General features: G+C 61.8%; 27 protein-coding genes. 20 read left to right on the top strand and 7 right to left on the bottom strand.

Annotated features, from left to right (window positions below):
• Positions 1–69 precede the first annotated feature (69 nt).
• Both ABX74_RS20060 and ABX74_RS20055 read right to left on the bottom strand, forming a co-directional pair.
• A complete protein-coding gene (locus tag ABX74_RS20060) occupies positions 70–1,044 on the bottom strand; it encodes a hypothetical protein (protein ID WP_047889543.1) in 975 nt (324 codons plus the stop codon).
• Between the two features lie 173 nt (positions 1,045–1,217).
• On the bottom strand, positions 1,218–2,255 hold the full coding sequence (locus ABX74_RS20055; RefSeq protein ID WP_019746980.1) for an LLM class F420-dependent oxidoreductase: 1,038 nt from the start codon (positions 2,253–2,255) through the stop codon (positions 1,218–1,220).
• 73 nt (positions 2,256–2,328) lie between these two features.
• Here ABX74_RS20055 and ABX74_RS20050 point away from each other — a divergent pair, with 73 nt between their 5' ends.
• The 6 genes from ABX74_RS20050 (at position 2,329) to ABX74_RS20025 (ending at position 7,441) form a co-directional block, all read left to right on the top strand.
• A complete protein-coding gene (locus tag ABX74_RS20050) occupies positions 2,329–3,306 on the top strand; it encodes a Zn-ribbon domain-containing OB-fold protein (RefSeq protein WP_047889542.1) in 978 nt (325 codons plus the stop codon).
• 10 nt (positions 3,307–3,316) lie between these two features.
• Positions 3,317–4,387 (top strand): thiolase domain-containing protein, encoded by a 1,071-nt coding sequence (locus ABX74_RS20045; protein ID WP_047889541.1) that lies wholly within the window; start codon positions 3,317–3,319, stop codon positions 4,385–4,387.
• Entirely contained in the window at positions 4,387–5,568 is a 1,182-nt protein-coding gene (locus tag ABX74_RS20040) for a thiolase domain-containing protein (RefSeq protein WP_003945946.1), read from the top strand. Before ABX74_RS20045 ends, ABX74_RS20040 begins: the two co-directional genes overlap by 1 nt.
• Positions 5,569–5,603: 35 nt before the next feature.
• Complete coding sequence (locus ABX74_RS20035) at positions 5,604–6,467, top strand: TIGR03619 family F420-dependent LLM class oxidoreductase (RefSeq protein WP_019746978.1); 864 nt, start codon at positions 5,604–5,606, stop codon at positions 6,465–6,467.
• A 9-nt stretch (positions 6,468–6,476) separates the two neighbouring features.
• Positions 6,477–6,887, top strand: a complete 411-nt coding sequence (locus ABX74_RS20030) for a nuclear transport factor 2 family protein (RefSeq protein ID WP_019746977.1) — start codon at positions 6,477–6,479, stop codon at positions 6,885–6,887.
• A 173-nt stretch (positions 6,888–7,060) separates the two neighbouring features.
• Entirely contained in the window at positions 7,061–7,441 is a 381-nt protein-coding gene (locus tag ABX74_RS20025) for a VOC family protein (RefSeq protein WP_020906296.1), read from the top strand.
• 194 nt (positions 7,442–7,635) lie between these two features.
• Here the strand turns inward: ABX74_RS20025 and ABX74_RS20020 are convergent, their stop codons facing one another.
• Positions 7,636–8,886: a cytochrome P450 gene (locus ABX74_RS20020; protein WP_003945573.1), complete on the bottom strand. Its 1,251-nt coding sequence runs from the start codon at positions 8,884–8,886 to the stop codon at positions 7,636–7,638.
• Between the two features lie 174 nt (positions 8,887–9,060).
• Between ABX74_RS20020 and ABX74_RS20015 the strand changes: the two genes are divergently transcribed.
• The 4 genes from ABX74_RS20015 (at position 9,061) to ABX74_RS20000 (ending at position 11,951) form a co-directional block, all read left to right on the top strand.
• On the top strand, positions 9,061–10,224 hold the full coding sequence (locus tag ABX74_RS20015; protein WP_019746975.1) for a steroid 3-ketoacyl-CoA thiolase: 1,164 nt from the start codon (positions 9,061–9,063) through the stop codon (positions 10,222–10,224).
• A gap of 1 nt (position 10,225) precedes the next feature.
• Entirely contained in the window at positions 10,226–10,714 is a 489-nt protein-coding gene (locus ABX74_RS20010; RefSeq protein WP_029254509.1) for a nitroreductase family deazaflavin-dependent oxidoreductase, read from the top strand.
• Positions 10,715–10,771: 57 nt separating this feature from the next.
• On the top strand, positions 10,772–11,185 hold the full coding sequence (locus ABX74_RS20005; RefSeq protein ID WP_021342917.1) for a hypothetical protein: 414 nt from the start codon (positions 10,772–10,774) through the stop codon (positions 11,183–11,185).
• 94 nt (positions 11,186–11,279) lie between these two features.
• Positions 11,280–11,951 carry a GNAT family N-acetyltransferase gene (locus ABX74_RS20000; protein ID WP_019746972.1) on the top strand — a complete coding sequence of 224 codons (672 nt, stop codon included), beginning with the start codon at positions 11,280–11,282 and terminating at the stop codon, positions 11,949–11,951.
• A gap of 67 nt (positions 11,952–12,018) precedes the next feature.
• On the opposite strand, the gene ABX74_RS19995 is transcribed toward ABX74_RS20000, so the two are convergent.
• Positions 12,019–12,933: an SDR family oxidoreductase gene (locus ABX74_RS19995; protein ID WP_020906294.1), complete on the bottom strand. Its 915-nt coding sequence runs from the start codon at positions 12,931–12,933 to the stop codon at positions 12,019–12,021.
• 102 nt (positions 12,934–13,035) lie between these two features.
• Between ABX74_RS19995 and echA20 the strand changes: the two genes are divergently transcribed.
• The 4 genes from echA20 to ABX74_RS19975 are packed head-to-tail and all read left to right on the top strand — an operon-like array spanning position 13,036 to position 16,538.
• A complete protein-coding gene (echA20, locus tag ABX74_RS19990) occupies positions 13,036–13,812 on the top strand; it encodes a (7aS)-7a-methyl-1,5-dioxo-2,3,5,6,7,7a-hexahydro-1H-indene-carboxyl-CoA hydrolase (RefSeq protein WP_003945611.1) in 777 nt (258 codons plus the stop codon).
• Between the two features lie 7 nt (positions 13,813–13,819).
• A complete protein-coding gene (gene ipdA, locus ABX74_RS19985; protein WP_047889540.1) occupies positions 13,820–14,728 on the top strand; it encodes a cholesterol ring-cleaving hydrolase subunit IpdA in 909 nt (302 codons plus the stop codon).
• Positions 14,725–15,480, top strand: coding sequence for a CoA-transferase subunit beta (locus ABX74_RS19980; RefSeq protein WP_019746968.1), 756 nt, complete (start codon positions 14,725–14,727; stop codon positions 15,478–15,480). The genes ipdA and ABX74_RS19980 overlap by 4 nt, the downstream gene beginning before the upstream one ends.
• Complete coding sequence (locus ABX74_RS19975; RefSeq protein ID WP_047889539.1) at positions 15,477–16,538, top strand: NAD(P)H-dependent flavin oxidoreductase; 1,062 nt, start codon at positions 15,477–15,479, stop codon at positions 16,536–16,538. The genes ABX74_RS19980 and ABX74_RS19975 overlap by 4 nt, the downstream gene beginning before the upstream one ends.
• Positions 16,539–16,615: 77 nt before the next feature.
• Here the strand turns inward: ABX74_RS19975 and ABX74_RS19970 are convergent, their stop codons facing one another.
• Positions 16,616–17,296: an IclR family transcriptional regulator gene (locus tag ABX74_RS19970; protein ID WP_223257971.1), complete on the bottom strand. Its 681-nt coding sequence runs from the start codon at positions 17,294–17,296 to the stop codon at positions 16,616–16,618.
• Positions 17,297–17,619: 323 nt separating this feature from the next.
• Here ABX74_RS19970 and ABX74_RS19965 point away from each other — a divergent pair, with 323 nt between their 5' ends.
• On the top strand, positions 17,620–18,729 hold the full coding sequence (locus ABX74_RS19965) for a Rieske 2Fe-2S domain-containing protein (protein WP_047889546.1): 1,110 nt from the start codon (positions 17,620–17,622) through the stop codon (positions 18,727–18,729).
• 222 nt (positions 18,730–18,951) lie between these two features.
• On the opposite strand, the gene ABX74_RS19960 is transcribed toward ABX74_RS19965, so the two are convergent.
• Both ABX74_RS19960 and ABX74_RS19955 read right to left on the bottom strand, forming a co-directional pair.
• Positions 18,952–20,187: a winged helix-turn-helix domain-containing protein gene (locus ABX74_RS19960; RefSeq protein ID WP_021332418.1), complete on the bottom strand. Its 1,236-nt coding sequence runs from the start codon at positions 20,185–20,187 to the stop codon at positions 18,952–18,954.
• A gap of 68 nt (positions 20,188–20,255) precedes the next feature.
• The gene (locus ABX74_RS19955; RefSeq protein WP_053062059.1) at positions 20,256–21,530 is read right to left on the bottom strand and encodes a TetR/AcrR family transcriptional regulator; all 1,275 of its coding nucleotides are present in this window, start codon (positions 21,528–21,530) and stop codon (positions 20,256–20,258) included.
• 531 nt (positions 21,531–22,061) lie between these two features.
• Between ABX74_RS19955 and ABX74_RS19950 the strand changes: the two genes are divergently transcribed.
• From ABX74_RS19950 to ABX74_RS19930, 5 genes are all read left to right on the top strand, one after another.
• Entirely contained in the window at positions 22,062–22,871 is an 810-nt protein-coding gene (locus ABX74_RS19950) for an MlaE family ABC transporter permease (RefSeq protein WP_019746964.1), read from the top strand.
• Positions 22,871–23,728 (top strand): MlaE family ABC transporter permease, encoded by an 858-nt coding sequence (locus ABX74_RS19945; protein ID WP_003945491.1) that lies wholly within the window; start codon positions 22,871–22,873, stop codon positions 23,726–23,728. Before ABX74_RS19950 ends, ABX74_RS19945 begins: the two co-directional genes overlap by 1 nt.
• 33 nt (positions 23,729–23,761) lie before the next feature.
• Complete coding sequence (locus tag ABX74_RS19940) at positions 23,762–24,955, top strand: MCE family protein (RefSeq protein ID WP_223257970.1); 1,194 nt, start codon at positions 23,762–23,764, stop codon at positions 24,953–24,955.
• The gene (locus ABX74_RS19935; RefSeq protein ID WP_047889538.1) at positions 24,952–25,983 is read left to right on the top strand and encodes an MCE family protein; all 1,032 of its coding nucleotides are present in this window, start codon (positions 24,952–24,954) and stop codon (positions 25,981–25,983) included. Before ABX74_RS19940 ends, ABX74_RS19935 begins: the two co-directional genes overlap by 4 nt.
• A partial coding sequence (locus ABX74_RS19930) for an MlaD family protein (RefSeq protein WP_047889544.1) occupies positions 25,983–26,513 on the top strand: 531 nt, incomplete at its 3' end. The genes ABX74_RS19935 and ABX74_RS19930, both read left to right, overlap by 1 nt.

The raw sequence follows: 26,513 nt of genomic DNA, 5'->3' as shown, positions 1-26,513 counted from the left end.
ACAGCACCCACCCCCTTTTCGAGCGAACGTACCTTTCGGCGCCTTCAGTGCGCCGAAAGGCACTTTCGCTCAGCCGGTTTCGTCCAATTTCACCCACCTCGACCTCGCAAACACGTGCGGCCGGGGACGTGACTGCGCCAATCTGTAGTGCGCACGCAGGTCCTCGATCACACGATCAGAGTCCGTTCGCAGTGCACTGGGCACCGTCGGCAACACGATGATTCCCGCATTCTGCATTCGCGTCCGGCGTTCCACCGTGCGCTTGTAGTCCGTCGGCGCGGCATGCCATTCCAAGGAGTCGATGTCCCACGCGAAGGCAACCGAATCGATCCATCCGTCCGGAATTGCGATGAAGTCTCCGTCAGCATCCCGGATCTCATGGTTGAACAACATTTCCGGCAGCCCGCTCCGCTGCCACAGTTTTCGCGCGTGAACCTCCGGAACCGAGTGGACGTTCGCGTTCACTTCGCGCAACACGACCCGAGGTAGCGCGGAACCCCGACTGCTACCCGCCTCGAGTTCCTTCGCAAGTTCGCGCACCGAGACGTCGCCACGCTGAACGACCTCAGCAATGAGTGCCCGTGTGGGATCGAGGGCCTTGCACCGCCTCGCAGCGTCGAGTAGTGCCCGCGGCAGCGGCGCACAGCGCAGTCCGTTGCGAATCTCCGGCTCAGGCAGTCGAATAGTGCGCTCCACCGTGACAAATCCAACTGATTGAACTCGACGGTCGATGGGGATGAGCACCTGCACATCCCCGGCGTGCGTCCGATATCCGTACTCCGACATGGCAGATCGCCCCGTCAGCAGAGACTCGTCACCGCTCAACATGAGCGCAGCGATCGATCGTTGACGTGGCGTCGGTTGACCATTTCTGAGCAGAATGACCCCCGGCAATATGCGCTGCCACGGTCCACCTACCCGACACCGGGTGTGCACTGCGGAGTTGGATACGCCCAATCGCGCCAACTCCGCCGTTCGGATCACTCCGCTTCGACTGACGCGGTAAATCGCGTCCAGATCATCGCCCCACGTTCCTCGCCGCATGGTTGCAGCATGACTCGAGCATCAGCGCGGGCCCCGGCGGCGACCTGGGGTTTTGGCGGCTCTGTGGATAACTTTCGGCGAGCGAAAGGCACGTTGAGCGCCTCAGATGCGCTGAACGTGCCGTTCGCTCACAAAAAGTGGGGGTCCCGCTCGAAAAAGGGGGGGTGCCCCGCTCAACCACCCACCGCGGCCGCGAGCTCTCGCACATGGTCGGCGTCGCGGCAGGTCACCAGCAGCATCGTGACTCCGGCTTCCTCCCAACGCTTCACGTCTGCGCGCACCTCGTCGACGTTGCCGATGATCATGGTCTCGGTGACCATCTCGTCGGGGACGACGGCAGCAGCTTCGTCCTTGCGGCCCGACATGAAGAGGCGACCGATCTCGTCGACCTCCTTCTCGTAGCCCATCCGCTTGTAGACCTGCGCGTGAAAGTTCAACTCCGGGGCGCCCATTCCGCCGACGTAGAGGGCGGTCATCGGCTTGAGAGCGGCGATGGCGGCGGCACGATCGTCGGTCACGATGACCTGGCACGTGGCGGCCACCTCGAAGTCTTCGCGACTACGACGGGCCCCGGCGCGAGCGAAGCCTTCGTCGAGCCACTTGTTGTACATCGGGGCCAGGCGCGGGGTGTAGTAGATCGCCAGCCACCCGTCGGCGATTTCACCGGCGAGCGCGACGTTCTTCGGCCCTTCGGCGCCGAGCCAGATCGGGATGTCCGCACGCAGCGGGTGCGTAATGGGCTTGAGCGGCTTGCCAAGTCCCGAACTGCCCGGTCCCGCATACGGCAGAGGGTAGTGGGGGCCGGGGCTGGTGACGGGCGCTTCACGGGCGAGGACCTGGCGCACGATCGAGACGTATTCGCGGGTGCGCGCGAGCGGCTTCTCGAATGGCTGGCCGTACCAACCTTCGACGACTTGCGGGCCGGATACGCCGAGCCCGAGGATCGTTCGCCCACCGTTGAGGTGATCGAGAGTGAGCGCGTGCATGGCACAGCTGGTCGGTGTTCGTGCCGAAATCTGTACGACGGACGTGCCGAGACGGACGTTCTCGGTCCGAGATCCCCACCAGGCAAGCGGGGTGAATGCGTCCGAGCCCCACGACTCCGCCGCGAAGACCGCGTCGAATCCCGCGCCTTCCGCTGCCTCGATCAGTTCCGGGGCGTTTGCCGGCGGCTGTGCGCCCCAGTATCCGAGTTGCAACCCAAGCTTCATCGCAGGCCTCCACATTGCCGGTGATCAGAAGTGACTCTTGCCACAATCTCTAGAACCTGTTCTACTCGATCTTGTGACCATCGGAAAGAGCGGGGTGGCCGACAAGCCCCTGAGCGCACCATTGAATCTCCATTTCGACTACACCAGATCGACGGGACCGACCATCGGCGCGTTCGTGACTGCCCTGCGTGATCGCAAGGTGATCGGCGCACGTGGGTCGAACGGTCGTGTCTTCGTGCCGCCACCGGAATTCGATCCGGATACGGCCGAACCACTGACCGACTTCGTCGGAGTCTCCGACGGCGGAACGGTCGTGAGTTGGACGTGGATGCCCGAACCCATCGAGGGTCAACCCCTGACGAAGCCTTTCGCGTGGGCCCTGATCAAGCTCGACGGCGCGGACACGTCCATGCTCCACGCGGTCGACGTCGACTCCCCCGACGACATCAGCACCGGCCTGCGGGTTCGTGCTCGCTGGGCGTCGGAGCGGATCGGGCAGATCAAGGACATCGAGTGCTTCGAACCAGGTGAGAGCGAAAATGGAATCGCGACAGTCGATTCCACCGCCAATCCTGTCACCATGATCACGACGCCTGTCGACCTGCACTTCATGCATTCCGCCTCGGCCGAGGAGAGTTTCTACCTCCGTGGTCTCGCAGAAGGCAAGCTGATCGGTGGTCGCAGCGGACCCGAAGACAAGATCTACATCCCACCGCGCGGCGCGAATCCCACCAACGGGAAGCCGACGAGCGAGCAGATCGAACTGCCCGACAAGGGAATTGTCACCACCTTCTGCATCGTCAACGTCCCGTTCCTCGGGCAGCGAATCAAACCTCCCTACGTGGCCGCCTACGTGCTTCTCGACGGAGCCGACATTCCGTTCCTGCACTTGATCCTCGAATGTGATGCCGCGGACGTACGCATGGGCATGCGCGTCGAAGCCAAGTGGAAGCCTCGCGAAGAGTGGGGTTACACCCTCGAGAACATCGAATACTTCCGGCCGACAGGTGAACCCGACGCCGAGTACTCCACCTTCCAACACCACCTGTGAGGCTCCTGAAATGACTTCTGCAGACATCGCAGTCGTGGGCTTTGCTCAGGCACCCCACGTCCGCGAAACCAACGGCACCACCAACGGCGTCGAGATGCTCGTCCCGTGCTTCCAGCAGCTCTACAGCGATCTGGGAATCACCAAGTCCGACATCGGCTTCTGGTGCTCCGGATCTTCCGATTACCTGGCCGGACGAGCGTTCTCCTTCATCTCGGCCATCGACTCCATCGGAGCGGTCCCGCCGATCAACGAATCTCACGTCGAGATGGATGCTGCGTGGGCCTTCTACGAAGCGTGGATCAAGATCTTGACCGGCGAGGTCGAGACCGCGCTGGTGTACGGCTTCGGCAAATCCTCCGCCGGGCACCTGCGCAAGATCCTGTCCATGCAGCTCGATCCGTACCTCGTCACTCCGCTGTGGCCGGACTCCGTCTCGATCGCCGGACTTCAAGCCCGACTCGGACTCGACGCGGGTAAGTGGACGCAAGAGGACATGGCGGAGGTTGCCGCTCGCAGCCGTCGTCACGCGCTGAGTAATCCGAAGGCTCAGCTCGCGGGCGAGGTCGACATCGAGGCACTACTCGCCAGCCCGTTCCTCGCAGATCCGTTGCGCGCACACGATTGTGCACCCATCACCGATGGTGCGGCAGCAATCGTCCTGGCCTCGGGTAATCGCGCCCGCGATCTCTGCGATCGGCCGGCGTGGATCACCGGACTCGAGCATCGCATCGACTCCCCCAACCTGGGTGCACGTGACCTGACCACGTCGCCGTCCACTACGTCGGCAGCCAAGGCGGCAACGGGCGGCGAGGTCGGCAACATCGACGTCGCCGAACTGCACGCACCGTTCACTCACCAGGAATTGATCTTGAAGGAAGCGATCGGCCTGACCGACGCCACCACGATCAATCCGTCCGGCGGTCCGCTCAGCGGCAACCCACTGTTCGCCGGTGGTCTGGAACGAATCGGCCACGCCGCCAAGGCAATCTTCGACGGCCAGGCGAATCGCGCTCTGGCCCATGCAACAAGCGGCCCTGTGCTGCAGCAGAACCTGGTAGCAGTCTTGGAGGGACGGAACTGATGGCCGGAACGCCTCAACTCGCGGCCGTGCTCGGCACCGGCCAAACTCACTACGTCGCAAAGCGTCATGATGTCTCGATGGCGGGCCTGGTTCGTGAAGCCATCGACGCCGCGATGCTCGACGCCAACGTCGGCTGGGACGACATCGACGCCGTCGTCATCGGAAAGGCCCCCGACCTGTTCGAGGGTTCGATGATGCCCGAACTCGCCATGTCGGATGCTCTTGGCGCCAACGGAAAGCCGTTGCTGCGTGTTCACACTGCCGGCTCGGTGGGTGGGTCGACGGCTATCGTCGCCTCCAGCCTGGTCAAATCCGGTGTCCACAAGCGGGTTCTGACGGTTTCCTGGGAGAAGCAGTCCGAGTCGAACGCCATGTGGGCGCTGTCCACACCGGTACCGTTCAACATGCCTGTCGGCGCCGGCGCCGGTGGATACTTCGCCCCGCACGTCCGTTCGTACATTCGTCGATCGGGCGCACCGGAGCACATCGGCTACCTCGTCGCGGTGAAGGATCGGCTCAACGGCAGCCTCAATCCGTATGCGCACCTGCGGCAGCCGGACATCACCTTCGAATCGGTGCAGGCATCTCAGATGCTCTGGGATCCGATCCGCTACGACGAGACCTGCCCGTCCTCGGACGGCGCGTGCGCTCTGGTGATCGGCAACGAGGAAGCGGCCGCACAGGTCGAGGCCGAGGGTCGTTCGGTCGCGTGGATCCACGCAACCGCCATGCGCACCGAGCCGACCTTCTATGCCGGACGCGATCAGGTCAATCCGCAGGCCGGCCGTGACGCCGCGGCCGCGCTGTGGAAGTCCGCGGGAATCACCGATCCGCTCAACGAAATCGACTGCGCCGAAATCTATGTCCCGTTCTCGTGGTTCGAGCCGATGTGGCTCGAGAACCTCGGTTTCGCGGAGGAAGGCCAGGGCTGGAAGCTGACCGAGGCCGGCGAAACCGCGATCGGCGGCAAGCTCCCGGTCAATGCCTCGGGCGGTGTTCTCTCTTCCAACCCGATCGGCGCCTCGGGCATGATCCGTTTTGCCGAGTCGGCGATGCAGGTCATGCACCGCGCCGGCGATCACCAGGTGGCCGACGCGCGCAAGGCTCTCGGCCATGCCTACGGCGGTGGCTCGCAGTACTTCTCGATGTGGGTCGTCGGCTCCGAACGTCCCACCACGTAACAGCAGCACACACGCCGATCAGGAAGAGGCCGAAGATGAAGTACACCGTCGGGGTTGCCATGAACCCCTTGGACCAGTTAGCCGGTATCGCCAAAACGGCCGAAGAATGCGGCTTTTCGTCGATCGCTCTCCCCGATTCACTGTTCTTCATGGAAACGCAGGCGGCGGATTACCCGTACACCCCGGACGGGTCTCGGATGTGGAATGCCGAGACCCCCTGGGTCGATCCGCTGATCGCCGCAGCTGCAATGGGCGCGGTGACCGAGAAGATCGAGTTCTACACCCAGGTGCTCAAGCTGGGTAGCCGCAATCCGGTCCTGCTCGCGCGGCAGGTCGGATCTGTAGCGGCATTGACGAACAACCGTTTCGGCTTCGGCGTCGGAATCGGTTGGGCTCCTGAAGAGTTCGAGTGGTGCGGCGCTCCGTACAAGCGTCGCGGCGCCCGAGTGGACGAGATGATCGACGTTCTCAAACTTATTCTCGGCGGCGGGATGGTCGAGTATCACGGCGAGTTCTTCGATTTCGATCGCCTGCAGATGAGTCCAGCTCCCACCAAGCCGGTTCCGTTCTACGTCGGCGGCCACACCGAGGTGGCACTCAAGCGTGCTGCGCGAGTCGGCGACGGTTGGACCTCGGCGATGATCAAGTTCGACGACCTGGTGGGTGTGATCGCACGACTACGCGAACTGCGCGCCGAGTACGGCCGCGAGAACGAGCCGTTCGAAATCCAGACGGTGTGCATCGACCGTTTCGGCAAGGACGGCTACGCAGAACTCGAAGATGCCGGCGTCACGGACATCATCACCGTACCTTGGGTTTTCGACGGAATCGGCTTCGATGCCCCGCTGGAGGCAAAGCAGGATTCGATGCGTAAGTTCGCCGAGCAGTACATCAACTGAGGAGTCGCGATGACTGACGAACACCCCGCCCGCGTCGCGGGTAACGCTTCGCGCGCCGCAGCGAGTGGCAAGAACAAGGAAGCCTGGCTGGACCTCTTCGCCGAGGACGGTTGGGTGGAGGATCCGGTCGGGCCGTCGGGATTCGATCCCGAGGGCAAAGGCCATCACGGCCGCGAAGCGATCTCCAAGTTCTACGACATGACGATCGCGACCGCGGACAAGCTCGAGTTTCTGATCGACGATTCACTGGTGTGCGGCAACGAGAACGTCAACATCGGCAAGATCCGGACCACCATCGGCGGCTCGATCATCGACGCCGAGGGCGTGTTCGTCTATCGCGTGAACGACGCAGGCAAGATCGCGTCACTTCGAGCATTCTGGGAAGTGGACCGTGCGATGAAGACGGCACGCAAAGCCTGAGAACCCACAGTACGAGAGCGGCCCCGGTCATCGACCGGGGCCGCTCTCGTCGTATTCGAATCAGCCTGTCGTACTTGCACCGAGAACCCTGAAATGGTTTCCTGGTTGCCAACGTCGCGTGTCGATGACGGACTGCGTCAGGCATGGAGGCGTCGTACTGCAAGGGGTCACTCATGACCATTTCGTTCAACCACACCATCATCGCCGCAAAAGACCGACAAGAGTCTGCGTGGTTCTTCACTCACATGTTCGGTCTGCCAGGCCCGGTCGAGGCCGGCTACTTTCTCGGCGTCGAACTCGAGCACGGGGTGACACTGGACTTTGCACAGGTGGAAGAGGGCGCCGAGGTTGCGTCTCAGCACTACGCTTTCCTCGTCTCCGAAGATGACTTCGACGGCATCTACCAGCGGATACAGGCGTTGAAACTTGATCACTGGGCCGATCCGCGCCAGTCGAGTACCGGCTTCAACACCAACGACGGTGGGCGTGGGGTCTACTTCCTCGACCCGTCGGGACATTTCCTGGAAGCGATCACCAAGCCATACGGCGGCTGAATTAGAGATTGAACTACAAACGGCGGCGCCTACGGGAGATGAGGGATCCCGCAGACGCCGCCGCAGTTCCAGGTTGCCAACTAGTGGCCCCCCGGAACGTCTACTGTAGTTCTGCGTGTTCGAGAGTGCAGAGGCAACTCCCGAAAACCTACACAGAACCTACTCGCCGGTTACCAGGTCAGTATATGTCCGGATCAGTGTTTGACCGGGCAGCCCGATGTCTTGTAATCAACCTGAAACTCTTTGATGCCGTTGAGCCAGCCCGAGCGCAGGCGACGGGGATCGCCGAGCCTGGTGATGTCGGGTAGGTGATCGGCGATCGCGTTGAAGATCAGATCGATTTCGAGACGAGCCAAGTTGGCGCCGATGCAGAAGTGCGCACCCGTGCCGCCGAATCCGAGGTGCGGATTGGGGTCACGCATGATGTCGAACTTCGTGGGGTTCTCGAAGACGTCTTCGTCGAAGTTGGCCGACGCGTACATCATCACGACGCGATCGCCCTTCTTGATCTTCTGTCCCCCGAGTTCAGTGTCTTCGAGCGCGGTGCGCTGGAAAGAGGTCACCGGGGTGGCCCAACGAACGATCTCGTCGGCCGCAGTCTTCGGGCGTTCCTTCTTGTACAGCTCCCACTGGTCGGGATTGTCGAGGAAGGCAACCATGCCGTGTGTGATGGCATTGCGAGTGGTCTCGTTACCCGCGACCGCAAGCAGAATCACGAAGAAGCCGAATTCCTCTGGGGAGAGCTCATTTCCGTCGATGTCAGCTTCGATGAGCTTGGTGACGATGTCATCGGCGGGACACTTCTTGCGCTGATCCGCCATCTGGTACGCGTATCCCAGAATCTCCATCGACGCTGCCTGCGGGTCGATGTCGAACTCAGGATCGTCGTAGGACGTCATCTGGTTGGACCAGTCGAAGAGCTTCATTCGATCTTCCTGCGGCACACCGAGAAGCTCGGCGATTGCCTGCAGCGGAAGTTCGGACGCGACCTGAACCACGAAGTCTCCGGCACCACCGGCAGCCGCAGTCTTGACGATCTTTTCGGCGCGCTCGGTCAGTTCTTCGCGCAGGCTGTTGATGGCTCGCGGGGTGAATCCACGCGAAACCAGCTTGCGAAGCTTGGTGTGCTCCGGAGCGTCCTTGTTGATGAGGATGAATCGCTGCATCTCGACGTTCTCGCGCGGGATGTCGTCGGCGAAGCGAGGAATCGCAGTGTTCTCGTGGGTCGAGAAGATGTCGCTTCGCTGCGAGACTTCCTTGACCTCTTCATGACGGGTGACCACCCAGAAGCCCTCGTCCTGGAATCCACCGATTTCCGGGGGCTGCGGATTCCACCACACGGGGGCCGTCTTCCGGAGTTCGGCGAACTCCTCGAACGGCATGCGTTCCGCGTAGATGTCGGGGTCCGTGAAGTCGATTCCCTCGGGGAATGCGGGCTGTGCCACTGATGTCTCCTGCCCTAAGCCTTTTCATCACAGGGGTGATGGGGATCCGTGATGTGTAACACGTTCTACTCTCATTGAAACACAAGCCTGCTTACTAGGAAAGGAAACGTCGACAGGTCTTGCTTCCCACAGAGAACCTGTTCTACTTTTTCATTACAAGGAAAGGAGCCCGCTGTGGGCACACCAGTAATCGTCGAGGCTGTCCGTACACCGATCGGCAAGCGCGGAGGTTGGCTCGCCGGTCTGCACGCCGCCGAGATCCTCGGAGCGGCACAAAAGGGCGTTCTCGACCGGTCGGGAATCGACCCGTTGCTGATCGAGCAGGTGATCGGCGGCTGCGTCACCCAGGCCGGCGCTCAGTCCAACAACATCACGCGCACGGCTTGGCTGCACGCCGGACTTCCGTGGCAGACCGGCGCAACCACCGTGGACTGCCAGTGCGGTTCGGCCCAGCAGGCGAACCATCTGATCGCCGGTCTGATCGCCACCGGCGCCATCGACGCCGGCATCGCCTGCGGCATCGAAGCCATGAGCCAGGTTCCCCTCGGCGCAAACGTCGGCGATCAGGCCGGACCGCGTCGGCCTGCGACGTGGGACATCGACATGCCCAACCAGTTCGAAGCAGCGGAACGCATCGCGCGTCGACGCGGACTGACCCGCGACGACATCGAAGCCCTCGGTGTCCGCTCGCAGGCGCTGGCCAAGCAGGCCTGGGAGGAAGGGCGTTTCGACCGCGAGGTTCTCGAACTTTCGGCGCCCCAGGTCGACAAGGAAGGAAACCTCACGGGCGAGACGAAGCTCGTCAATCGCGATCAGGGCCTGCGCGATACGACGGCCGAGTCCCTAGCCCGACTGAAGCCCGTCCTCGAAGGCGGGATTCACACGGCCGGAACGTCTTCCCAGATCTCCGACGGCGCGGCCGCAGTCCTGCTCATGGACGAGGACAAGGCCCGCGCACTCGGGTTGAAGCCGCGAGCCCGCATCATCGCCCAGGCGCTGGTCGGCTCGGAACCGGAATTCCACCTCGACGGACCGGTGCAGGCAACCAGCCGTGTCCTGGAGAAGAGCGGAATGAAGATCGGCGACCTCGATCTGTTCGAGATCAACGAAGCATTCGCGTCCGTCGCACTGTCCTGGGCTCAGGTACACGAACCTGACTTCGACAACGTCAATGTCAACGGCGGCGCGCTCGCTCTCGGCCATCCGGTTGGCAGCACGGGCTCTCGACTGATCACCACCGCACTGCACGAACTCGAGCGTCGCAACGGCTCGACGGCTCTGATCACGATGTGCGCCGGCGGCGCGCTGGCCACCGGAACCATCATCGAGCGTATCTGAGATGACTACTCCCCCAGCTAAACCCAAGGGACTCGACGCTCCGGCGACGGTCAAGATCATCAAGTGGATGTCGAAGGCAAACGTCGCCATGTATCGCGCCACCGACGGGCGGCTGGGTAGCAAGTGGCGGGTCGGCAGCGCGTTCCCACGCGGGCTGCCGATCTGCCTGCTCACCACCACCGGTCGCAAATCCGGCGAGGAGCGGATCAGTCCGTTGCTGTTCCTCGAGGACGGCGAAAACGTGATTCTGGTGGCGTCGCAAGGTGGTCTTCCGAAGAACCCGATGTGGTACCTCAACATCAAGGCGGACCCGGTGGTGACGGTGCAGATCAAGTCTCGGATCCGATCGATGAAAGCCCGCGTCTCCACCGAGGACGAGCGCGCTCGGCTGTGGCCGATGTTGACGGCGATGTATCCGGATTTCGACAACTATCAGGCCTGGACCGACCGGATCATTCCCGTCATCGTGTGCGAGCCGCTGAAGAAATAAACGGACTGTTTACAACAAAACATTTACATCGGCCCGGGTTAGTGCCAGCCTGGGTTCATGACCGATGACCAGTTCAGACCGATCGATTCCGGCCGCGAACGCGCACATCGCGAGTACGCCGGACTCTTTCGGATCAGCGAGCGCCACGGCGCGACCCAAAGCCAGCGCGCGCGGCAATCTCATCCGGAGATGCTCGAGCCCTACGGCGCGGTGCGCGTCGTGGCTCGTCTTGCCGGCGGCACCGACACACCGCAGCCGAACGAACCCGAGGTCGACGACGCCGATGTCATGGCTGCGTTGACTCTGATTCCCAAGGCCCGAGCCGAAATGGAACAGCTGGAAGCGCTGTTCCTCGGAATTGCCCGCGAACGGGGCATGACCTGGCAAGATATTGCCTTCGGACTCGGGCTCGGCAGCACTCAAGCTGCCCGCCAGCGCTACGAACGGCTCGTTCGCCGCACCGGAGGCTGAACACGTGCCATAACGAGCGAGTTGGAGCACTATTGACTCGTACGGTCCGCACGGCGTTTCGACAGAGCCTCGAACACAGCAAGGAGTCGCATATATGACGACGCATATTCAAGATCAAATCCTGGACCGACGCGAGATCACCTCAGCCCTCGTGCGTGCGCTGGAGCGTCGCCACGAGGTGCTGGACGCAGTGGTCGACAGCAAGGACCACCAGGAGGCACTGACCACCGTCGCGGAACTGCTCGGCACGTCGGAAGCAAATGCCGAAGCAGTTCTGAGCCTCAAGTTCAGTGCGCTCACCAAGGCTGCGCGCGATCGCATCCAGGGCGAGCTGGAGAATCTCGACGCCACTCTCGAATGGACGACGCTCGATCGTCCCGCGAGCAGCGGGCAGAACTTCACCCTGCGTCCGTTCAGCGACAGCGCAGAAGACAAGTCGCTGTTCACGATTCGTTCGGGCGAGCAGCTCGGCGAAGACGGCAAGCCGTGGAGCGAGGATCGGATCGAAGCTGAGCGCGTCGGTGGCCTCGGCCGGATCGACGACGAGACCGCTGCCTGGTTCGTCGCCGAGGACGTCTCCGGTGACGGCTCGAAGAGCGTCGGCCTGGTATTCGGCGAACTCGACGGCCAAGAGGTCAACGTGGCGATCTGGATCGCGCCGGAATCTCGCAAGAAGGGCTACGGCACAGCCTGCGTGAAGCATTCTCGGCGCGAGCTCGCCGCAGAGTTCCCTGGCACCGTGTTGGTGGTTCGGGCGCCTGCGTAGCCGGCACACCACCTGTGAGTGGTTAAGGAGTCCCTGCACTCCTTAACCACTCACGGGGCCGGAGGCCCTACGCTCCGTACACCGGCGTCGGAATCTCCGCCTTCTCCAACAGCGTTGCCACGACGGGCCCGATCTCCTTCGGGTCCCAACGGTCACCCTTGTCCTCGCTCGGGCCGTGACGCCAGCCCTCCGCGACGGTGATCTTTCCGCCCTCGACCTCGAACACCCGCCCCGTGACGTCCTTGGACTCGGCGCTACCGAGCCAGACGACCAGCGGCGAGATGTTCTCGGGCGCCATGGCATCGAAGCCCTCTTCGGGAGCTGCCATCGACTCGGCCATCGCCCCACCCGCGCCGACGGTCATGCGCGTGCGCGCAGCAGGCGCGATCGCGTTGACACTGACGCCGTAATTCTTGAGCTCGGCTGCGGCCTGGATGGTCATCTCGGCGATACCGGCCTTCGCCGCAGCGTAGTTACCCTGGCCGATCGAACCTTGCAGTCCTGCACCCGAACTGGTGTTGATGATGCGTGCGTCGACGGTCTTGCCTGCCTTGGCCTCAGCGCGCCAGTAGGCAGCAGCGTGACGCAGCGGCGCGAAGTGCCCCTTGAGGTGCACGCGAATCACCGCGTCCCACTCGCCTTCACTCATGCCGACCAGCATGCGGTCCCGCAGGAAGCCCGCGTTGTTCACGAGTACGTCCAGGCCACCGAAGGTGTCGATCGCGGTCTTGATCAGATTCTCGGCGCCCGCCCAGTCGGCGACGTCGTCTCCGTTGACCACTGCTTGGCCACCGGCGGCGATGATCTCCGCGACAACCTGCTCGGCCGGACTCTCACCGGTCTCGGAACCGTCGGCACCCGCACCGATGTCGTTGACGACGACCTTGGCGCCCTCGGCAGCAAACGCCAAGGCATGCGCACGTCCGATCCCGCGACCAGCCCCGGTGATGATGACTACGCGTCCGTCGACCAATCCACTCATATTTGTCTCCTAATGCACTCTGCTCGGGCTTGTCGGCTCCGCTTGTGTGCTAACTTACCAAGCAATCGCTTGGTTTGGTACACAGACGTAAGGAATCCCGATATGGGCATCAGCACCTCCTCCGACGGAACCGGCATCACCACGGTCACCATCGACTACGCGCCGGTCAATGCAATCCCGTCCAAGGGATGGTTCGAGCTTGCCGACGCCATCCTCGACGCGGGCAAGGATCTCAACACTCACGTGGTGATCCTGCGAGCCGAGGGACGCGGATTCAACGCCGGCGTCGACATCAAGGAGATGCAGGCGACCGAGGGATTCGACGCACTGGTCGCCGCCAACCGCGGTTGCGCCGCGGCCTTCGCAGCCGTCTACGACTGCGCTGTACCCGTCGTCGTGGCCGTCAACGGATTCTGTGTCGGCGGTGGCATCGGACTGGTCGGCAACGCGGACGTGATCGTCGCTTCCGACGACGCGATCTTCTCCCTCCCCGAGGTCGACCGCGGCGCACTCGGCGCTGCCACACACCTCTCACGACTGGTGCCGCAACACATGATGCGCACGCTCTACTACACCGCACAGAGCGTCGACGCCCACACACTCAAACAGTTCGGCAGCGTCTACGACGTGGTCCCGCGCGAGAAGCTCGACGAGTGCGCTCGCGAGATCGCCGCAAAGATCGCCGCGAAGGACACCCGCATCATCCGGTGCGCCAAGGAAGCCATCAACGGCATCGACCCGGTCGACGTCAAGGGCAGCTACCGCCTCGAGCAGGGCTACACCTTCGAACTCAACCTCCTCGGTGTGTCCGACGAACACCGCGACGAGTTCGTCGCCACCGGCAAGCCGCGCGAGAACGCAACCCAGAAGGAAGGCTGAGACAAACATGACTAGCAAGCGTGACAAGACGAAGTCGCTCGACGAGGTAGTCGGCGAGCTCCGCAGCGGAATGACGATCGGCTTGGGCGGCTGGGGATCTCGCCGCAAGCCGATGGCCTTCGTGCGTGCGATTCTGCGTTCGGACATCAAGGACCTGACCGTGGTCACTTACGGCGGACCGGATCTCGGGCTGCTGTGCTCGGCCGGCAAGGTCAAGAAGGCGTACTACGGTTTCGTGTCCCTGGACTCCGCACCGTTCTACGATCCGTGGTTTGCCAAGGCGCGCACTGCCGGTGAGATCGAAGTCCGCGAGATGGACGAGGGAATGGTCAAGTGCGGCCTCGAAGCCGCTGCCGCTCGCCTTCCCTTCCTCCCGATCCGCGCAGGCCTGGGTTCGGACGTTCGCAACTTCTGGGGCGACGAACTCAAGACCGTCACCTCCCCGTACCCCGAGGCCGACGGCCGTTCCGAGACCTTGATCGCGATGCCTGCACTCAACCTCGATGCGTCGTTCGTTCACCTCAATCTCGGTGACAAGCACGGCAATGCCGCGTACAACGGTGTCGACCCGTACTTCGACGACCTGTACTGCATGGCCGCCGAAAAGCGTTACGTCTCCGTCGAACGCATTGTCGAGACCGAGGAACTGGTCAAATCCGTTCCACTGCAGAATCTTCTGCTCAACCGCATGATGGTCGACGCCGTCGTCGAGGCCCCGAACGGTGCCCACTTCACGTTGGCGGGCGAAAGCTACGGCCGCGACGAGAAGTTCCAGCGTCACTACGCCGAGGCCGCCAAGACCCCCGAGTCGTGGCAGACGTTCGTCGACACCTTCCTCTCCGGCAGCGAAGAGGACTACCAAGCCGCAGTAAAGAAGTTTGCCGATTCATCAAAGGCAGGGGAGCAGGCAAAATGAGCGAATCCACCGTCACCCGCGCAGAGTACGTTGTTCTCGCGTGCGCTGAAATCTTCTCCGGTGCAGGCGAAATCATGGCCAGCCCGATGTCTACGTCGTCCACCATCGGTGCTCGCCTGGCTCGACTCACCACCGAACCCGACCTGCTGATCACCGATGGTGAAGCCCTCATCCTCGAGGACACTCCGGCCGTCGGAACGAAGGGCCCCATCGAAGGATGGATGCCTTTCCGCAAGGTGTTCGACGTCGTCGCTTCGGGCCGTCGCCACGTAGTCATGGGCGCCAATCAGCTCGATCGCCACGGCAACCAGAACCTCTCCGCCTTCGGCCCGCTTCAGCAGCCGACGCGTCAGATGTTCGGTGTGCGCGGCGCCCCGGGTAACACCATCAACCACGCGACGAGCTACTTCGTCCCCAAGCACTCCAAGCGAGTGTTCGTCGACAAGGTCGACGTGGTGTGCGGTGTCGGCTACGACCAGATCGATCCCGAGAACCCGGCATACAAGTACCTGAACATCCCCCGCGTTGTCACCAACCTCGGTGTCTTCGACTTCGGTGGACCGGGAAACACCTTCCGCGCGTTGAGCCTCCATCCCGGCGTCACCGCCGAAGAGGTAGCCGAGAACACCTCGTTCGAGGTAGCCGGACTCGCCGAGGCCGGTATCACCCGTGACCCCACCGCCGAAGAGCTCCACCTCATTCGCGAGACCCTCGATCCGCGCAACCTCCGGGACCGTGAGGTCTCGGCATGACCCCCACTCTGAAGACAGCACTGACCGAACTGGTCGGTGTCGAGTACCCGATCGTGCAGACGGGCATGGGCTGGGTTTCCGGGCCAGCACTGACGTCGGCGACGGCCAACGCGGGCGGTCTCGGCATCCTGGCTTCGGCCACGATGACCTACGACGAGCTCGAGCACGCGATCAAGAAGACGAAGCAGCTCACGGACAAGCCGTTCGGTGTCAACATGCGTGCCGACGCCACCGACGCGCCGCAGCGCGCGGACCTGCTGATCCGTGAGGGCGTCAAGGTCGCGTCGTTTGCCTTGGCTCCCAAGAAGGAACTGATCACCAAGCTCAAGGACCACGGCATCGTCGTCGTACCGTCGATCGGTGCCGCGAAGCATGCGGTCAAGGTTGCATCTTGGGGCGCGGACGCCGTCATCGTCCAGGGCGGCGAAGGTGGTGGTCACACCGGCGGTGTGGCAACGACATTGCTTCTCCCCTCGGTTCTCGACGCGGTCGATATTCCGGTCATCGCCGGTGGCGGATTCTTCGACGGCCGCGGGCTGGCCGCAGCGTTGGCGTACGGCGCTGCCGGTGTCGCCATGGGGACGCGTTTCTTGCTCACCAGCGACTCTTCGGTGCCGGACTCCGTCAAGCAGGAATACCTCAAGCGTGGACTGACGGATACGACGGTCTCACGCAAGGTCGACGGCATGCCTCATCGTGTACTCAACACCGACCTGGTCAACAGCCTCGAAGGTTCCAGCTACGCAACCGGTTTGATCGCTGCCGCCAAGAACGCCATGAAGTTCAAGGCAATGACCGGCATGAAGTGGTCAACCCTCGCCAAGGACGGAATCGCGATGAAGCGCTCGGGTGACCGCACGCTGATGCAAATCATCATGGCGGCGAATACCCCGATGTTGCTCAAGGCCGGTCTGGTCGAGGGCAATACGGAAGCCGGCGTGCTTGCCTCGGGTCAGGTTGTCGGAATGATCAACGATCTGCCCAGCTGCAAGGAACTGATCGAGAACATCATGGAGGACGCGGCCAAGCGTATCGACGCGCTCGCGGCTCTTCGCTGACGCAGATTCATCCGAGTGCGTCTCCCCCACTGCGCTTTACGCGGAGTCGGAGGAGGCGCACTCTGCGCATTTCCGAGCTAACCGGTCTGCTGGTGACGACCACCCGGCACCTCGAAATACTGGGAGATTGCCACCGCGGCCATCTGTACCGGTGCAACGTGTCGATCGTCGATCTTGCCTCGAACGAGTGGGCCGCTGATCGACAGACCGACTTCCGCTTCACCCAGCGCACCCACCCGCACACCGATGCAGCCGAGACCCGAAGTACACGTACCGAATACGACACCGTACCGATGGTTGGCTATTGCGGAATGCTGCGCGACCGTCGAACGGCGGCCCGCTGCCAAGAGTGCCTTGCCGATTGCCGAGGATCGCGCCGGGATGCGAGAGCCGACGCCTGTCTGGAGGTCAGGTATCGCCTGGCTGCCGATCTTCTGAAGGTATCGCACGTTGCTTCCCTCGAGGACCCCGAGATGTACGGCCTGATTGGTGACGAGGTGCAGGTTGTACAACAACGGCACCACCACCCTCTCGAACTTGTTTCGATACAACGAGATTGCCCCAAGATCGCCGAGTTTGTCGCCGATTTCGTACTCGAGGCCTTCTCTGCGAAGCCAATCCATCCTCACTAGCTTCAGAAGCATCCTGTGCACGGATGATCGCGGAATCCCGGTTCGACGGGCCACCTCGCCCAGCGTCAACCGCGGCGTGTCACGAAAGCAATCCACCACCATCGCCAACCTGTCGAGGGTTGACATAGGGATGGGCTCTTCTGTGATCGGTCCGACCGACATGGCGTCTCCGTTTCGGTGATCCGCCCGTCGAGAGGACAGCGCTGGGCGTGCTCTGCTGACTGCAAATCTGGGCCTTCACCGGACGAACCGCCAGGGCATTTCCCACCGTGCGGGAGACAAACCTGCCTGGCCACTCCACCTGCAGCTATACCGATCACCGGTTACCCCCGTTGAACCTGGACCAACTCCTCACCACAGTGGCCAACACAGATCACTGAACAAAGGACGACGTTTTGACCACAGACGTGACGACCACAACGGACCTCGGCGAAGTCGACGAGATCCGCATGATCGACGAGGGCGCTGCGCCCGAACGTTTTGCCCGCGGATGGCACTGCCTCGGACTTGCAACGGATTTCCACGACGGGAACCCACATCCGATCGAGGCCTTCGGCACCAAGCTTGTCGTATTTGCCGACAGCCAGGGCGAATTGAAGGTCCTCGATGCCTACTGCCGTCACATGGGCGGCGACCTCAGTCAGGGCACGGTCAAGGGCGATTCAGTCGCCTGCCCCTTCCACGACTGGCGATGGGGCGGCAACGGCAAATGCACCGCGATCCCCTATGCACGCCGCGTTCCACCGCTTGCCAAAACCCGCGCCTGGACCACCCTCGAACAAGACGGACTGCTCTTCGTCTGGCATGACCCCGAAGGCAATCCGCCTCCGGCCGAAGTCGCCATACCGATAATCAAGACTCCGGACCACGAATGGACCGATTGGGTATGGAAGTCAATCGTCATCGACACCAACTGTCGAGAAATCGTCGACAACGTCGTGGACATGGCGCACTTCTTCTACGTGCACTTTTCGTTTCCCACTTACTTCAAGAACGTCTTCGAGGGGCATGTCGCCATCCAGGAGCAGAGCGGTATCAACCGCGACGACATCGTGACCTGGACGGATCCCGACGTGCCGAAGTTGGTCTCGAACTTCTCGGTGGCCGCCTATCACGGACCGTCGTTCATGATCGATGATCTGGTGTACCAGTACGAAACGTTCAAGGTGGATTCGGTTTTGATCAACTGCCACTATCCGGTCAGCCCGAACAAGTTTGTCCTGATGTACGGCATCACCGTCAAGAAGACCGAGGAACTTCCCGCCGGGATAGCGGACCAAACCGTTGACGCGATGATCGGTTACATCGGCGTCGGATTCGAGCAGGACATCGAGATCTGGAAGAACAAGACCCGCATCGACAACCCACTACTCTGCACCGAGGACGGTCCGGTCTACCAACTGAGGCGGTGGTACGAACAGTTCTACGTCGACGTCGCCGACGTCACGCCCGAGATGATCGATCGCTTCGAATTCGAGATGGATACAAGCAAACCCATCGAGGTGTGGAAACAGGAGGTTGCAGACAACCTCGCACGCCGTGCAGGAGCAGCGCAGTGACCATGGAACCAGTGGACTGCGAGAGGTGTGGAACATATGTCCTCGTCGAGAAGAACAGCTGGCAACATACCTCGACTCAATGGCGATCGGATCCGCACAACGTGTGTTCGGAGTATCGCGAAGACAAGGCGTCGCCGAAAATTCGCACCGGAACTTGTTCGGCATTAAGAGATTCCATCAACCGAGCTGCAGTCGACGGGAGACTCACCGTTCCAGATTGACCTAGCGCGCGCCCACCGCATCCACCTCGTCGCCGGCCATCACAGCGGCCAGCTCTGATGCCAATGTTCCATTGTTCTCCACGACTACGGTGTCGCAGCCTTGCCACATTGCGGTTCTACGAAGGAGCTCGGCCAGACGCGGTGCAGTGTCGGCATCGGCGGTGGGCTCGGCCCAAGCAGCGCGCACGAGTAGCCGACGGTTCTGTCGGTCGTTCTTGAGATCGACTCGCGCGCAGATATTGTCGTCGATCAACACGGGGAGCACATAGTAGCCGTGAACCCGCTTGTGTGCGGGAGTATAGATCTCGATCCGGTAGTGAAAGTCGAAGAGCCGCAACGCTCGATCGCGCGCCCACACTACCGGATCGAAGGGCGACAACAGAGCCTCGGTTCGGATCGACCTTGGACGCTTTGCCTGTGGATCAATCCATACCTCGCGAGGCTTGCCACGACGCTCCCAGCCCTCGACCGAAACACTGCGTACATTGCCGGCGTCTTCGATCTCACGCAAGGCAATTCGTGCCTCAGCGCTCGGCAGCCGAAAGTAGTCGGCGATATCGTCGAGCGTACCGAGTCCGTGGGCCTTCACACCACGCAGCACCAGCTCACGGATCGCGTCCGATCGATCGATCCTCGCATCGAGGATCTCGGGCGCGAGCATGTGTTCGGCAAGGCCGTATCGACGTTCGAATCCTGCGCGACCCGCGGATACCACTTCGCCCCACCGGAACAGAGTCTCCAGCCCGACTTTCACGTCCGACCACCCCCACCACGGGCCGCGGCGTGTATTCGCTTCATGCTCGACTTCGCTCGCCGCCATCGGACCGTTTTCACGCAGTTCGTTGCGCAACCAGTCGAGGAAGTCGCGCCGATCAGACGCCCATCCGTTCTTGTCGCTCAAAGCTTTGTCACGAAACTGGTCCATGCGCCAACGAAAGAGTGGCCACATGTCCACCGGCAGGAACGTCGCTTCGTGTCCCCAGTATTCGAGGTACCCCGACTCCGGGGAGAAGGTCAGCTGATCAAGCCTGGACTTGTCGTAGGCGCCCAGTCGCGCATAAACGGGCAGGTAGTGACTGCGTTCGAAAACGTTGACCGAGTCGATCTGCAAGACCTGCAGCCGGTCCATCACGCTGACCAGATTGCGCCGCGTCACCGTTGCCGGGTGTGATTTGCCGAACCCTTGAGCGGCGAGCGCTATTCGGCGGGCAGCTGCCAGAGACACGACTTCGCTCATAGCCGACCACACTACGCACGCCGTCCGACAAGTTTCAGGGCGGCGAGAAGTTCAGGGCGGCGAGAAGTTCAGGGCGGCGAAGCCGGGCAGCCGAAGAGAACTGCTGACATGAACGTCTGAAGTGTGGAGGCGTTTTCTGCTGCAACATCGAACTTCATCAAGCGTCCGATGTCGGGGACCAGGTTCAAAGCAGCGTGAACCAGGAACTTCGCCTCTATCGCCGAAAGGTCGGGGCGAATTTCGCGAAGTATCCGCGCCCACTCGACCACGTACAGCTTCTGCCGATTCTTCAGATCGCTTCGATGTCCCGGCAGAAGGTTGTTCATCTCGGAAAAATAGACCGACATCAATTCATGTTGTGCAAACGACAACTCCACGTACATCGCCGACAGTGCGCGCAGCGCTTCCTCCGGCGACGTCGCAGACTCGAACACTGCTGCCGTCGCGAGGTCCAGACGGTCTGCCGCTCGATAGAACACCGCCCCGAGAAGTTCCGCTTTGCTCGGAAAGTAGCGGTACATCCCGGAAGCGTTCAAACCCGCAGCGGCTGCGATCTCTTCGATACTGACGTCGTGGTAACCGCGAGAATCGAAGAGCCGCACGGCTTCCTGCAGCAGACGTTCACGCTTGTTCGTCGTCACCGACCGCGTCGACACAGTTTGCTCCGACCGCCGCGATGTAATTGCACTCCCACCGTGTTCGATCGACAGACAAGCGTCGAGAAGAACTTGCTCCATCCGACGTTGGGGCAGTATCAGATTGTGAGCGGTGATGCTGCCGATCACGCTGAACATCGCTGAGGTGAGGATGGTTTCGGCACGAGTACTCGCCGGCGGTTCGGAGCGTGAAAGATGCAGTGCAACTCGGCGATTGACAGCAGCTGCCTGAGCTCGGACCGATTTCCGATCGGCAGCGTCGAGAAACCGACTCTCCCACCGGTAGATCCCGGCTGTGCGCCGATTACGCACCGTCGTTCGGATCACAGCGAGCAAATCCTCGCGTAGGCACTCCCGGTCAGTTGCATCGGCGGCGACGGAGACCGCATCGAGTGCACTCTCGAGCGCGTCGGTCAATTCCAGTGCCGCGTGGCGGAACATCGCATACTTGTTCGGAAAATGCCGATAGAGTGCCGAACCCGAAATACCGACGGACGACGCAATATCCTCGACGCCTACGGCAGGATATCCCCGTTCGCTGAACGCAATTGCAGCCGCAGCGGCGATCTTCGCCTTGCGGTCCTTCGGACGTCGCTTGACCGACTCCGATCCCGCCGCTCGAAGGATTACACGCGAGGTCTGTTCGTCAACTGTCTGCGCATCGACAGACTGCTGTCTCGGGCTCACTCGCGCACCCCCTCTCTCAGCCCCACCAAACACCAAACCGATCCTTTTGCGAATGAGCATAATCATAATCGGTTCCCGCCATCGGAGACTTTCGAGATTTCCACTGTAGCCACGTTCTATATACGCTGCTAGCTTCCCTAACTCCAGGTTGCCGTCAACTGCATCGCCCCGATCATCGACACTGAAACTCGAGAGAATCCTCGTTAACAAAGCCTTGCCCTGTGGTCGAAACCAGGGGTAGGGTCACCGCTCGAAGCGGCCCCCTCTCCCCGACCGGGACATCGGACGACGGCTTCCGGAATTTCGATGAACTTAAGCCGAGGACACCACCCGACAGAACTCATATTGGCACGTCAACACGCTGACCGTCGCTGTTACACCGAAAACTCCCCCGAGAATTTTCGTTCACATAATGCTTGCCACGTCACATATATGTGTGAGATGCTTCACAAGCAGTTCGCTCGACCGCCAGCGTCCGAACAGTTCGACTTTCGTGCTGAACCATGTTGATCTGCAAAGGAATTCAATTAGATGACGTACGAGCTACCAGCCCCGAAAGGCCCGGTACGAGACGTAGCGTTGCAGGGGGGCTATCTGATCGGATTCTCGGTGCAGGCACTGTTCGGCCTGTTCACGGCAATCCTCCGCAGGCGACTCTCGTTGCACGAGACGGTCACTCAGACGCTCTTCATCGGTCGCGTCAGCACTGGTCCGTCGCTGCTCCTCATGATTCCGATCGGTGTCTTCATCGCGGTGTCGGTCGGCGAACTGGCCGGCCGCATCGGTGCCGGTGGCTACTCGGGCGCCGTCGTGGCATTCATCATCGTCGGACAGGCCGCAGCACTGGTGTGCGCGTTGATGATGGCCGGTGTTGCCGGGTCGGCGATCTGCACCGATCTTGGTTCGCGAAAGATTCGCGAAGAGATCGATGCCATGGAAGTGATGGGCATCGATGTGATCGAACGCCTGGTAGCTCCGAGATTGGTTGCGGCAGTGATCGTCTCCCTCGCACTGTGCTCGATGGTGACCTTCGGCGGAGTGATCGCATGCTATCTGTACCACATCTACGTGCAGCATCTTCCGGCCGGAACGTTCATGGCAACGTTCAGCCAATACGGTCGATCGTCCGACTTCGTCATGGCTTTGGTGAAAGCCGCGATCTTCGGCCTCGCTTCGACTTTGGTGGCCACTTTCAAAGGTCTCCATGCAAAAGGCGGCCCCCGCGGCGTTGCCGACGCAGTCAACGAGGCCGTCGTCATTGCGTTCGCGCTCGTCTTCATCGTGAACACAGTGTTGTCCGCGTTGTACACCGTAATCGTCCCGGCAGTCGGTGAATTCTGATGTCGCTCGTCGATCTCCGTGTTCGAGCCCGTCAAGCGAGCAGACCCCTGCGAACCGCAGGTGACGGCCTCGTCTCCCTCGGTCAGCACGTCACTTTCTACGTCCGCACCATCGCATCGATCCCTTTTGCGCTCACCAAGTACCGCAAGCACGTACTCGGTCAGATCAGCGAGGTCAGCTTCGGCACGAACTCCTTGCTGTCCGGCGGCGGCACCATCGGGATCGTCTTCGCGATGTCGCTCGCCGCGGCAATGATGTTGGGCGTCGAGACTCACCGGGGCCTCGAACTCGTCGGGATGACCTCGCTCTCGGGCATGCTGTCTGCGGTCGCGAACACCCGTGAGCTTGCCCCTGTTGTCGTCGCTATCGCGTTGGCTGCCAAGGTCGGAACGGGTTTCACTGCCCAGATCGGGGCTATGCGCATCTCGGACGAGATCGACGCCCTCGACTCGATGGCGATCAGATCCATCCCCTTCCTCGCGGGTACGCGGGTGATCGCTGCCATGATCTGCGTCATCCCGATCTACATGATCGGGCTGCTCGCCAGTTACCTGTCGACCCGACTGGTCGTCGTGTTCTTCAACGGTGCATCGGCAGGTACTTACGACTACTTCTTCCATCTGGCGATCTCGCCGCAGGATCTCCTGTACTCGGGCCTCAAGGCCGTGGTGTTCGCCGCTGTTGTCGCGCTGGTTCACTGCGCGTACGGCTACTATGCCTCCGGTGGTCCGGCCGGCGTCGGGCAGGCTGCCGGGCGCGCGCTCCGTACTGCGATCCTCGCGATCGGAATCCTCGACGTACTGATGACTTTCGCGCTGTGGGGCCTCGTGCCCCAGATCCCGGGAATGGGGGTCTGAGCCGTGGACAGACTCACTACACACACAAAGATCGTGTACGCCCTTCGCGGCGCGATCGCCGTAGTGGTAGCCGTCGCCGCCGCTGTGACAATGGTTCTACGCGGTTCGGGAAACCTCGAGCAGAGCACCGACATCTTCGTCGCTGTTCCAGCCACAGCCGGTCTCATCAGCGGTGAAGCTCCGGTTCGGTACCACGGCGTCAACGTCGGCCGAATCGGCGAAATCGAATCAGGCACCGCCGAATCCGTTGTGCAGTTGCAGATTCAGACCGATGACGCGTCGAAGATTCCCGCCGACGTGGTGGCCCGCGTCGTTCCGCGAACGTTCTTCGGCGACATCTACATGCAGCTCGTGGACAGTCCGAATGAGCAGGGCCAGACGACTCTGTCGGACGGAGACGAGATCCACATGGACGACGGTCCCGAAGCCGTTGCGCTCTACGACGTGTACACCAAGTTGGTGGGCGTCCTCACGGCGATGCAGCCCGAGAAGTTGCAGACAGCCCTGACTGCGCTGGGCCAGGCACTCGACGGAAACGGAGCCGAGATCGGTACCACGATAGACAATCTCAGTGCCGCGTCCGGCGTACTGACACCCGCCGCACACCAATTCCTCGAATCGACACCCGAATTCAAGTCGGTCGTCGACGCGTTGGACCGCGCGACCCCCGACATTCTCGATACCTTGGCAGCCGCCACAACCGTCTCGAACAACATGGTCGCCAACAGAGCGAATCTCGAGTCCTCGATCGGCGCGGCCGCAGTCTTCGCCGCTACCGTCGACGATTTTGTCGTGGAGAACAACCGAAACATCATCACTGTGATCGATTCCGCCGGAAAGATACTCGCAACCACCGCGGCCAATCCCGGAGGACTGCGTTCCACCCTCGCCAATGCCAGTACGTTCGGCGCCGCGGGCGCGCGGGTCTTCGCCACCGGTAAGTTCGACATCACAGCAGTTGCCACGTTCGCCGAACCGCTCCCATACACGGGCGATGATTGCCCGCAGTACGGGGACTCGCGCGGCGCGCAGTGTTCAGGCTCCAACCTGACGCCTGCACAACCCGCCAGTGCCCCGGTCGTGGGCGGCGAAGCCGAAGCGGCCACGCTGCGATACCTCGAAGATCAACTACTGGGCGGCTCGCCGGAACGCTCGGACACCCCCAACCCGGCAACAACACTGATGTTGGGGCCGATGGTCAGGGGAAATGAGGTGACCGTCCCGTGAAGATCCGTCCTGGCCAGGTAATTCGGTTGTCACTCTTCTGTCTCACCGGCATCGCTTGTGCGTCGTTCGTGGCGAACACGTTGTCGGTCCCGGTTCGCGGAAGCACTGATTCGTATTCGTTCGAGTTCACCGATGTCGAAGGCCTCAACCCGGGTAACCCGGTCACGATGTCCGGTGTGCGTATCGGCCGCGTGGACTCGGTTGCGTTTGCCGACAACGGCGGCGGCACGAGCAAGGCGATCGTCGACGTCGAAATCGAGTCGCAATATTCCCTCGAGTCGGATGTCCGTGCCGCCGTGCGCTACGGCGACATGCTCGGTGCTCGATATCTGGCACTGACGCAGGACGACAGCGCGACAACGGTATCCGCACGACAGATCGAACCAGGTGACACGATACCGCTGGCGCAGACAACACCGCCGATCAACTTGACGGCACTGATGAACGGGTTCAAACCGTTGTTCGCCGCGCTGCAGCCCGAGCAGGTGAACACGCTCACGCGAAGTTTTGTCGAAACCTTCAACGGCCAGGGCCAGGCGATGACCACCCTCCTCGACCAGATCGCAACCATGAGCTCCGGCCTTGTCGACCGTCAGGACGTCTTCGCACAACTACTCACGAACATGAACACTGTTCTCACCTCCGTCGACGAACGCCAACCCGAATTGGTCGGTCTGCTGGACGGTTTGAACGATCTGAGTACTTCCGTCGTCGGGCAGAACGATCAACTGGTCTCGCTCTTGGATCAGGGAAACCGAACTGTCTCGTCGTTGGCTCAGATCATGGCCGGGTCGAACGGCGCATTCGGTCAGACCGTGCAACAACTCGAAAGTGTCACCGGGAGTTGGATTGCGAGCACCGACGAGTTCAACAGACTTCTCGTCAACCTTCCCCAGTTCGCCGACGCCGCCAACCAGATCGGAAGTTACGGAAGTTTCATCAGCCTGTATCTGTGCAATTTCACTCTGAAGGCAGGCGACATGGAAGCCAACATCTTCGGTCCGACACATTCGCCGGTGTGCTCATGATGTTCCTGGTCAAGCTGATCGACGTGTTCGTCGGCATCATGCTCTTCCTGTTCAAAGGGGATCGCCGTCGCAGCGGTAGCGGCACCGCTCTCGCCCTGGGTAGTCTCGGAATCTTCGTTCTGGTGGTGGGACTCGGCGCCGCCTTGGGCATTCCGAAGCTCTGGTACAACGTACGCACGTCGGCATACACAGCGGAGTTGGCCAATGCCAGCGGGCTTTCCGACACCGATCCGGTTTACGTGGCCGGGGTTCCCGCGGGCCGAGTGGATTCGATCGACCTTGCCGGCGACCACGTCGTCGTCAACTTCCGCTTGGACAAGGACCAGCCTTTGGGAAACCAGAGCACGGCGACTGTCAGGCTCAAGACGGTCCTTGGCAAGCGCTACCTGGAGATCGTGCCGGCCGGAGTCGTCGACGACTCCGATGCGCGGGTCATCCCGCTCTCCCGCACAACCGTGCCGTACAGCCTCGACGACGTCAGCAGTGATGCCACCACTGCGGCCACCGGCGTCGACCTACAGGCGATGGAG

The sequence above is a fragment of the Rhodococcus sp. ARP2 genome (genome assembly GCF_001029585.1).
In the GTDB taxonomy this organism is placed as follows: Bacteria; Actinomycetota; Actinomycetes; order Mycobacteriales; family Mycobacteriaceae; genus Rhodococcus_F; species Rhodococcus_F erythropolis.
The sequence above is the reverse complement of the archived record's forward strand: the minus strand, read 5'-3'. Positions and strand labels throughout refer to the sequence as shown.

Excerpts from the sequence above, each read along its gene's own strand:
- ABX74_RS20060 (WP_047889543.1), bottom strand. The coding sequence starts at position 1,044 with ATGCGGCGAGGAACGTGGGGCGATGATCTGGACGCGATTTACCGCGTC.
- ABX74_RS20055 (WP_019746980.1), bottom strand. The coding sequence starts at position 2,255 with ATGAAGCTTGGGTTGCAACTCGGATACTGGGGCGCACAGCCGCCGGCA.
- ABX74_RS20045 (WP_047889541.1), top strand. The coding sequence starts at position 3,317 with ATGACTTCTGCAGACATCGCAGTCGTGGGCTTTGCTCAGGCACCCCAC.
- ABX74_RS20040 (WP_003945946.1), top strand. The coding sequence starts at position 4,387 with ATGGCCGGAACGCCTCAACTCGCGGCCGTGCTCGGCACCGGCCAAACT.
- ABX74_RS20035 (WP_019746978.1), top strand. The coding sequence starts at position 5,604 with ATGAAGTACACCGTCGGGGTTGCCATGAACCCCTTGGACCAGTTAGCC.
- ABX74_RS20030 (WP_019746977.1), top strand. The coding sequence starts at position 6,477 with ATGACTGACGAACACCCCGCCCGCGTCGCGGGTAACGCTTCGCGCGCC.
- ABX74_RS20025 (WP_020906296.1), top strand. The coding sequence starts at position 7,061 with ATGACCATTTCGTTCAACCACACCATCATCGCCGCAAAAGACCGACAA.
- ABX74_RS20010 (WP_029254509.1), top strand. The coding sequence starts at position 10,226 with ATGACTACTCCCCCAGCTAAACCCAAGGGACTCGACGCTCCGGCGACG.
- ABX74_RS20005 (WP_021342917.1), top strand. The coding sequence starts at position 10,772 with ATGACCGATGACCAGTTCAGACCGATCGATTCCGGCCGCGAACGCGCA.
- ABX74_RS20000 (WP_019746972.1), top strand. The coding sequence starts at position 11,280 with ATGACGACGCATATTCAAGATCAAATCCTGGACCGACGCGAGATCACC.
- ABX74_RS19995 (WP_020906294.1), bottom strand. The coding sequence starts at position 12,933 with ATGAGTGGATTGGTCGACGGACGCGTAGTCATCATCACCGGGGCTGGT.
- echA20 (WP_003945611.1), top strand. The coding sequence starts at position 13,036 with ATGGGCATCAGCACCTCCTCCGACGGAACCGGCATCACCACGGTCACC.
- ipdA (WP_047889540.1), top strand. The coding sequence starts at position 13,820 with ATGACTAGCAAGCGTGACAAGACGAAGTCGCTCGACGAGGTAGTCGGC.
- ABX74_RS19980 (WP_019746968.1), top strand. The coding sequence starts at position 14,725 with ATGAGCGAATCCACCGTCACCCGCGCAGAGTACGTTGTTCTCGCGTGC.
- ABX74_RS19975 (WP_047889539.1), top strand. The coding sequence starts at position 15,477 with ATGACCCCCACTCTGAAGACAGCACTGACCGAACTGGTCGGTGTCGAG.
- ABX74_RS19970 (WP_223257971.1), bottom strand. The coding sequence starts at position 17,296 with ATGTCAACCCTCGACAGGTTGGCGATGGTGGTGGATTGCTTTCGTGAC.
- ABX74_RS19965 (WP_047889546.1), top strand. The coding sequence starts at position 17,620 with ATGATCGACGAGGGCGCTGCGCCCGAACGTTTTGCCCGCGGATGGCAC.
- ABX74_RS19960 (WP_021332418.1), bottom strand. The coding sequence starts at position 20,187 with ATGAGCGAAGTCGTGTCTCTGGCAGCTGCCCGCCGAATAGCGCTCGCC.
- ABX74_RS19950 (WP_019746964.1), top strand. The coding sequence starts at position 22,062 with ATGACGTACGAGCTACCAGCCCCGAAAGGCCCGGTACGAGACGTAGCG.
- ABX74_RS19945 (WP_003945491.1), top strand. The coding sequence starts at position 22,871 with ATGTCGCTCGTCGATCTCCGTGTTCGAGCCCGTCAAGCGAGCAGACCC.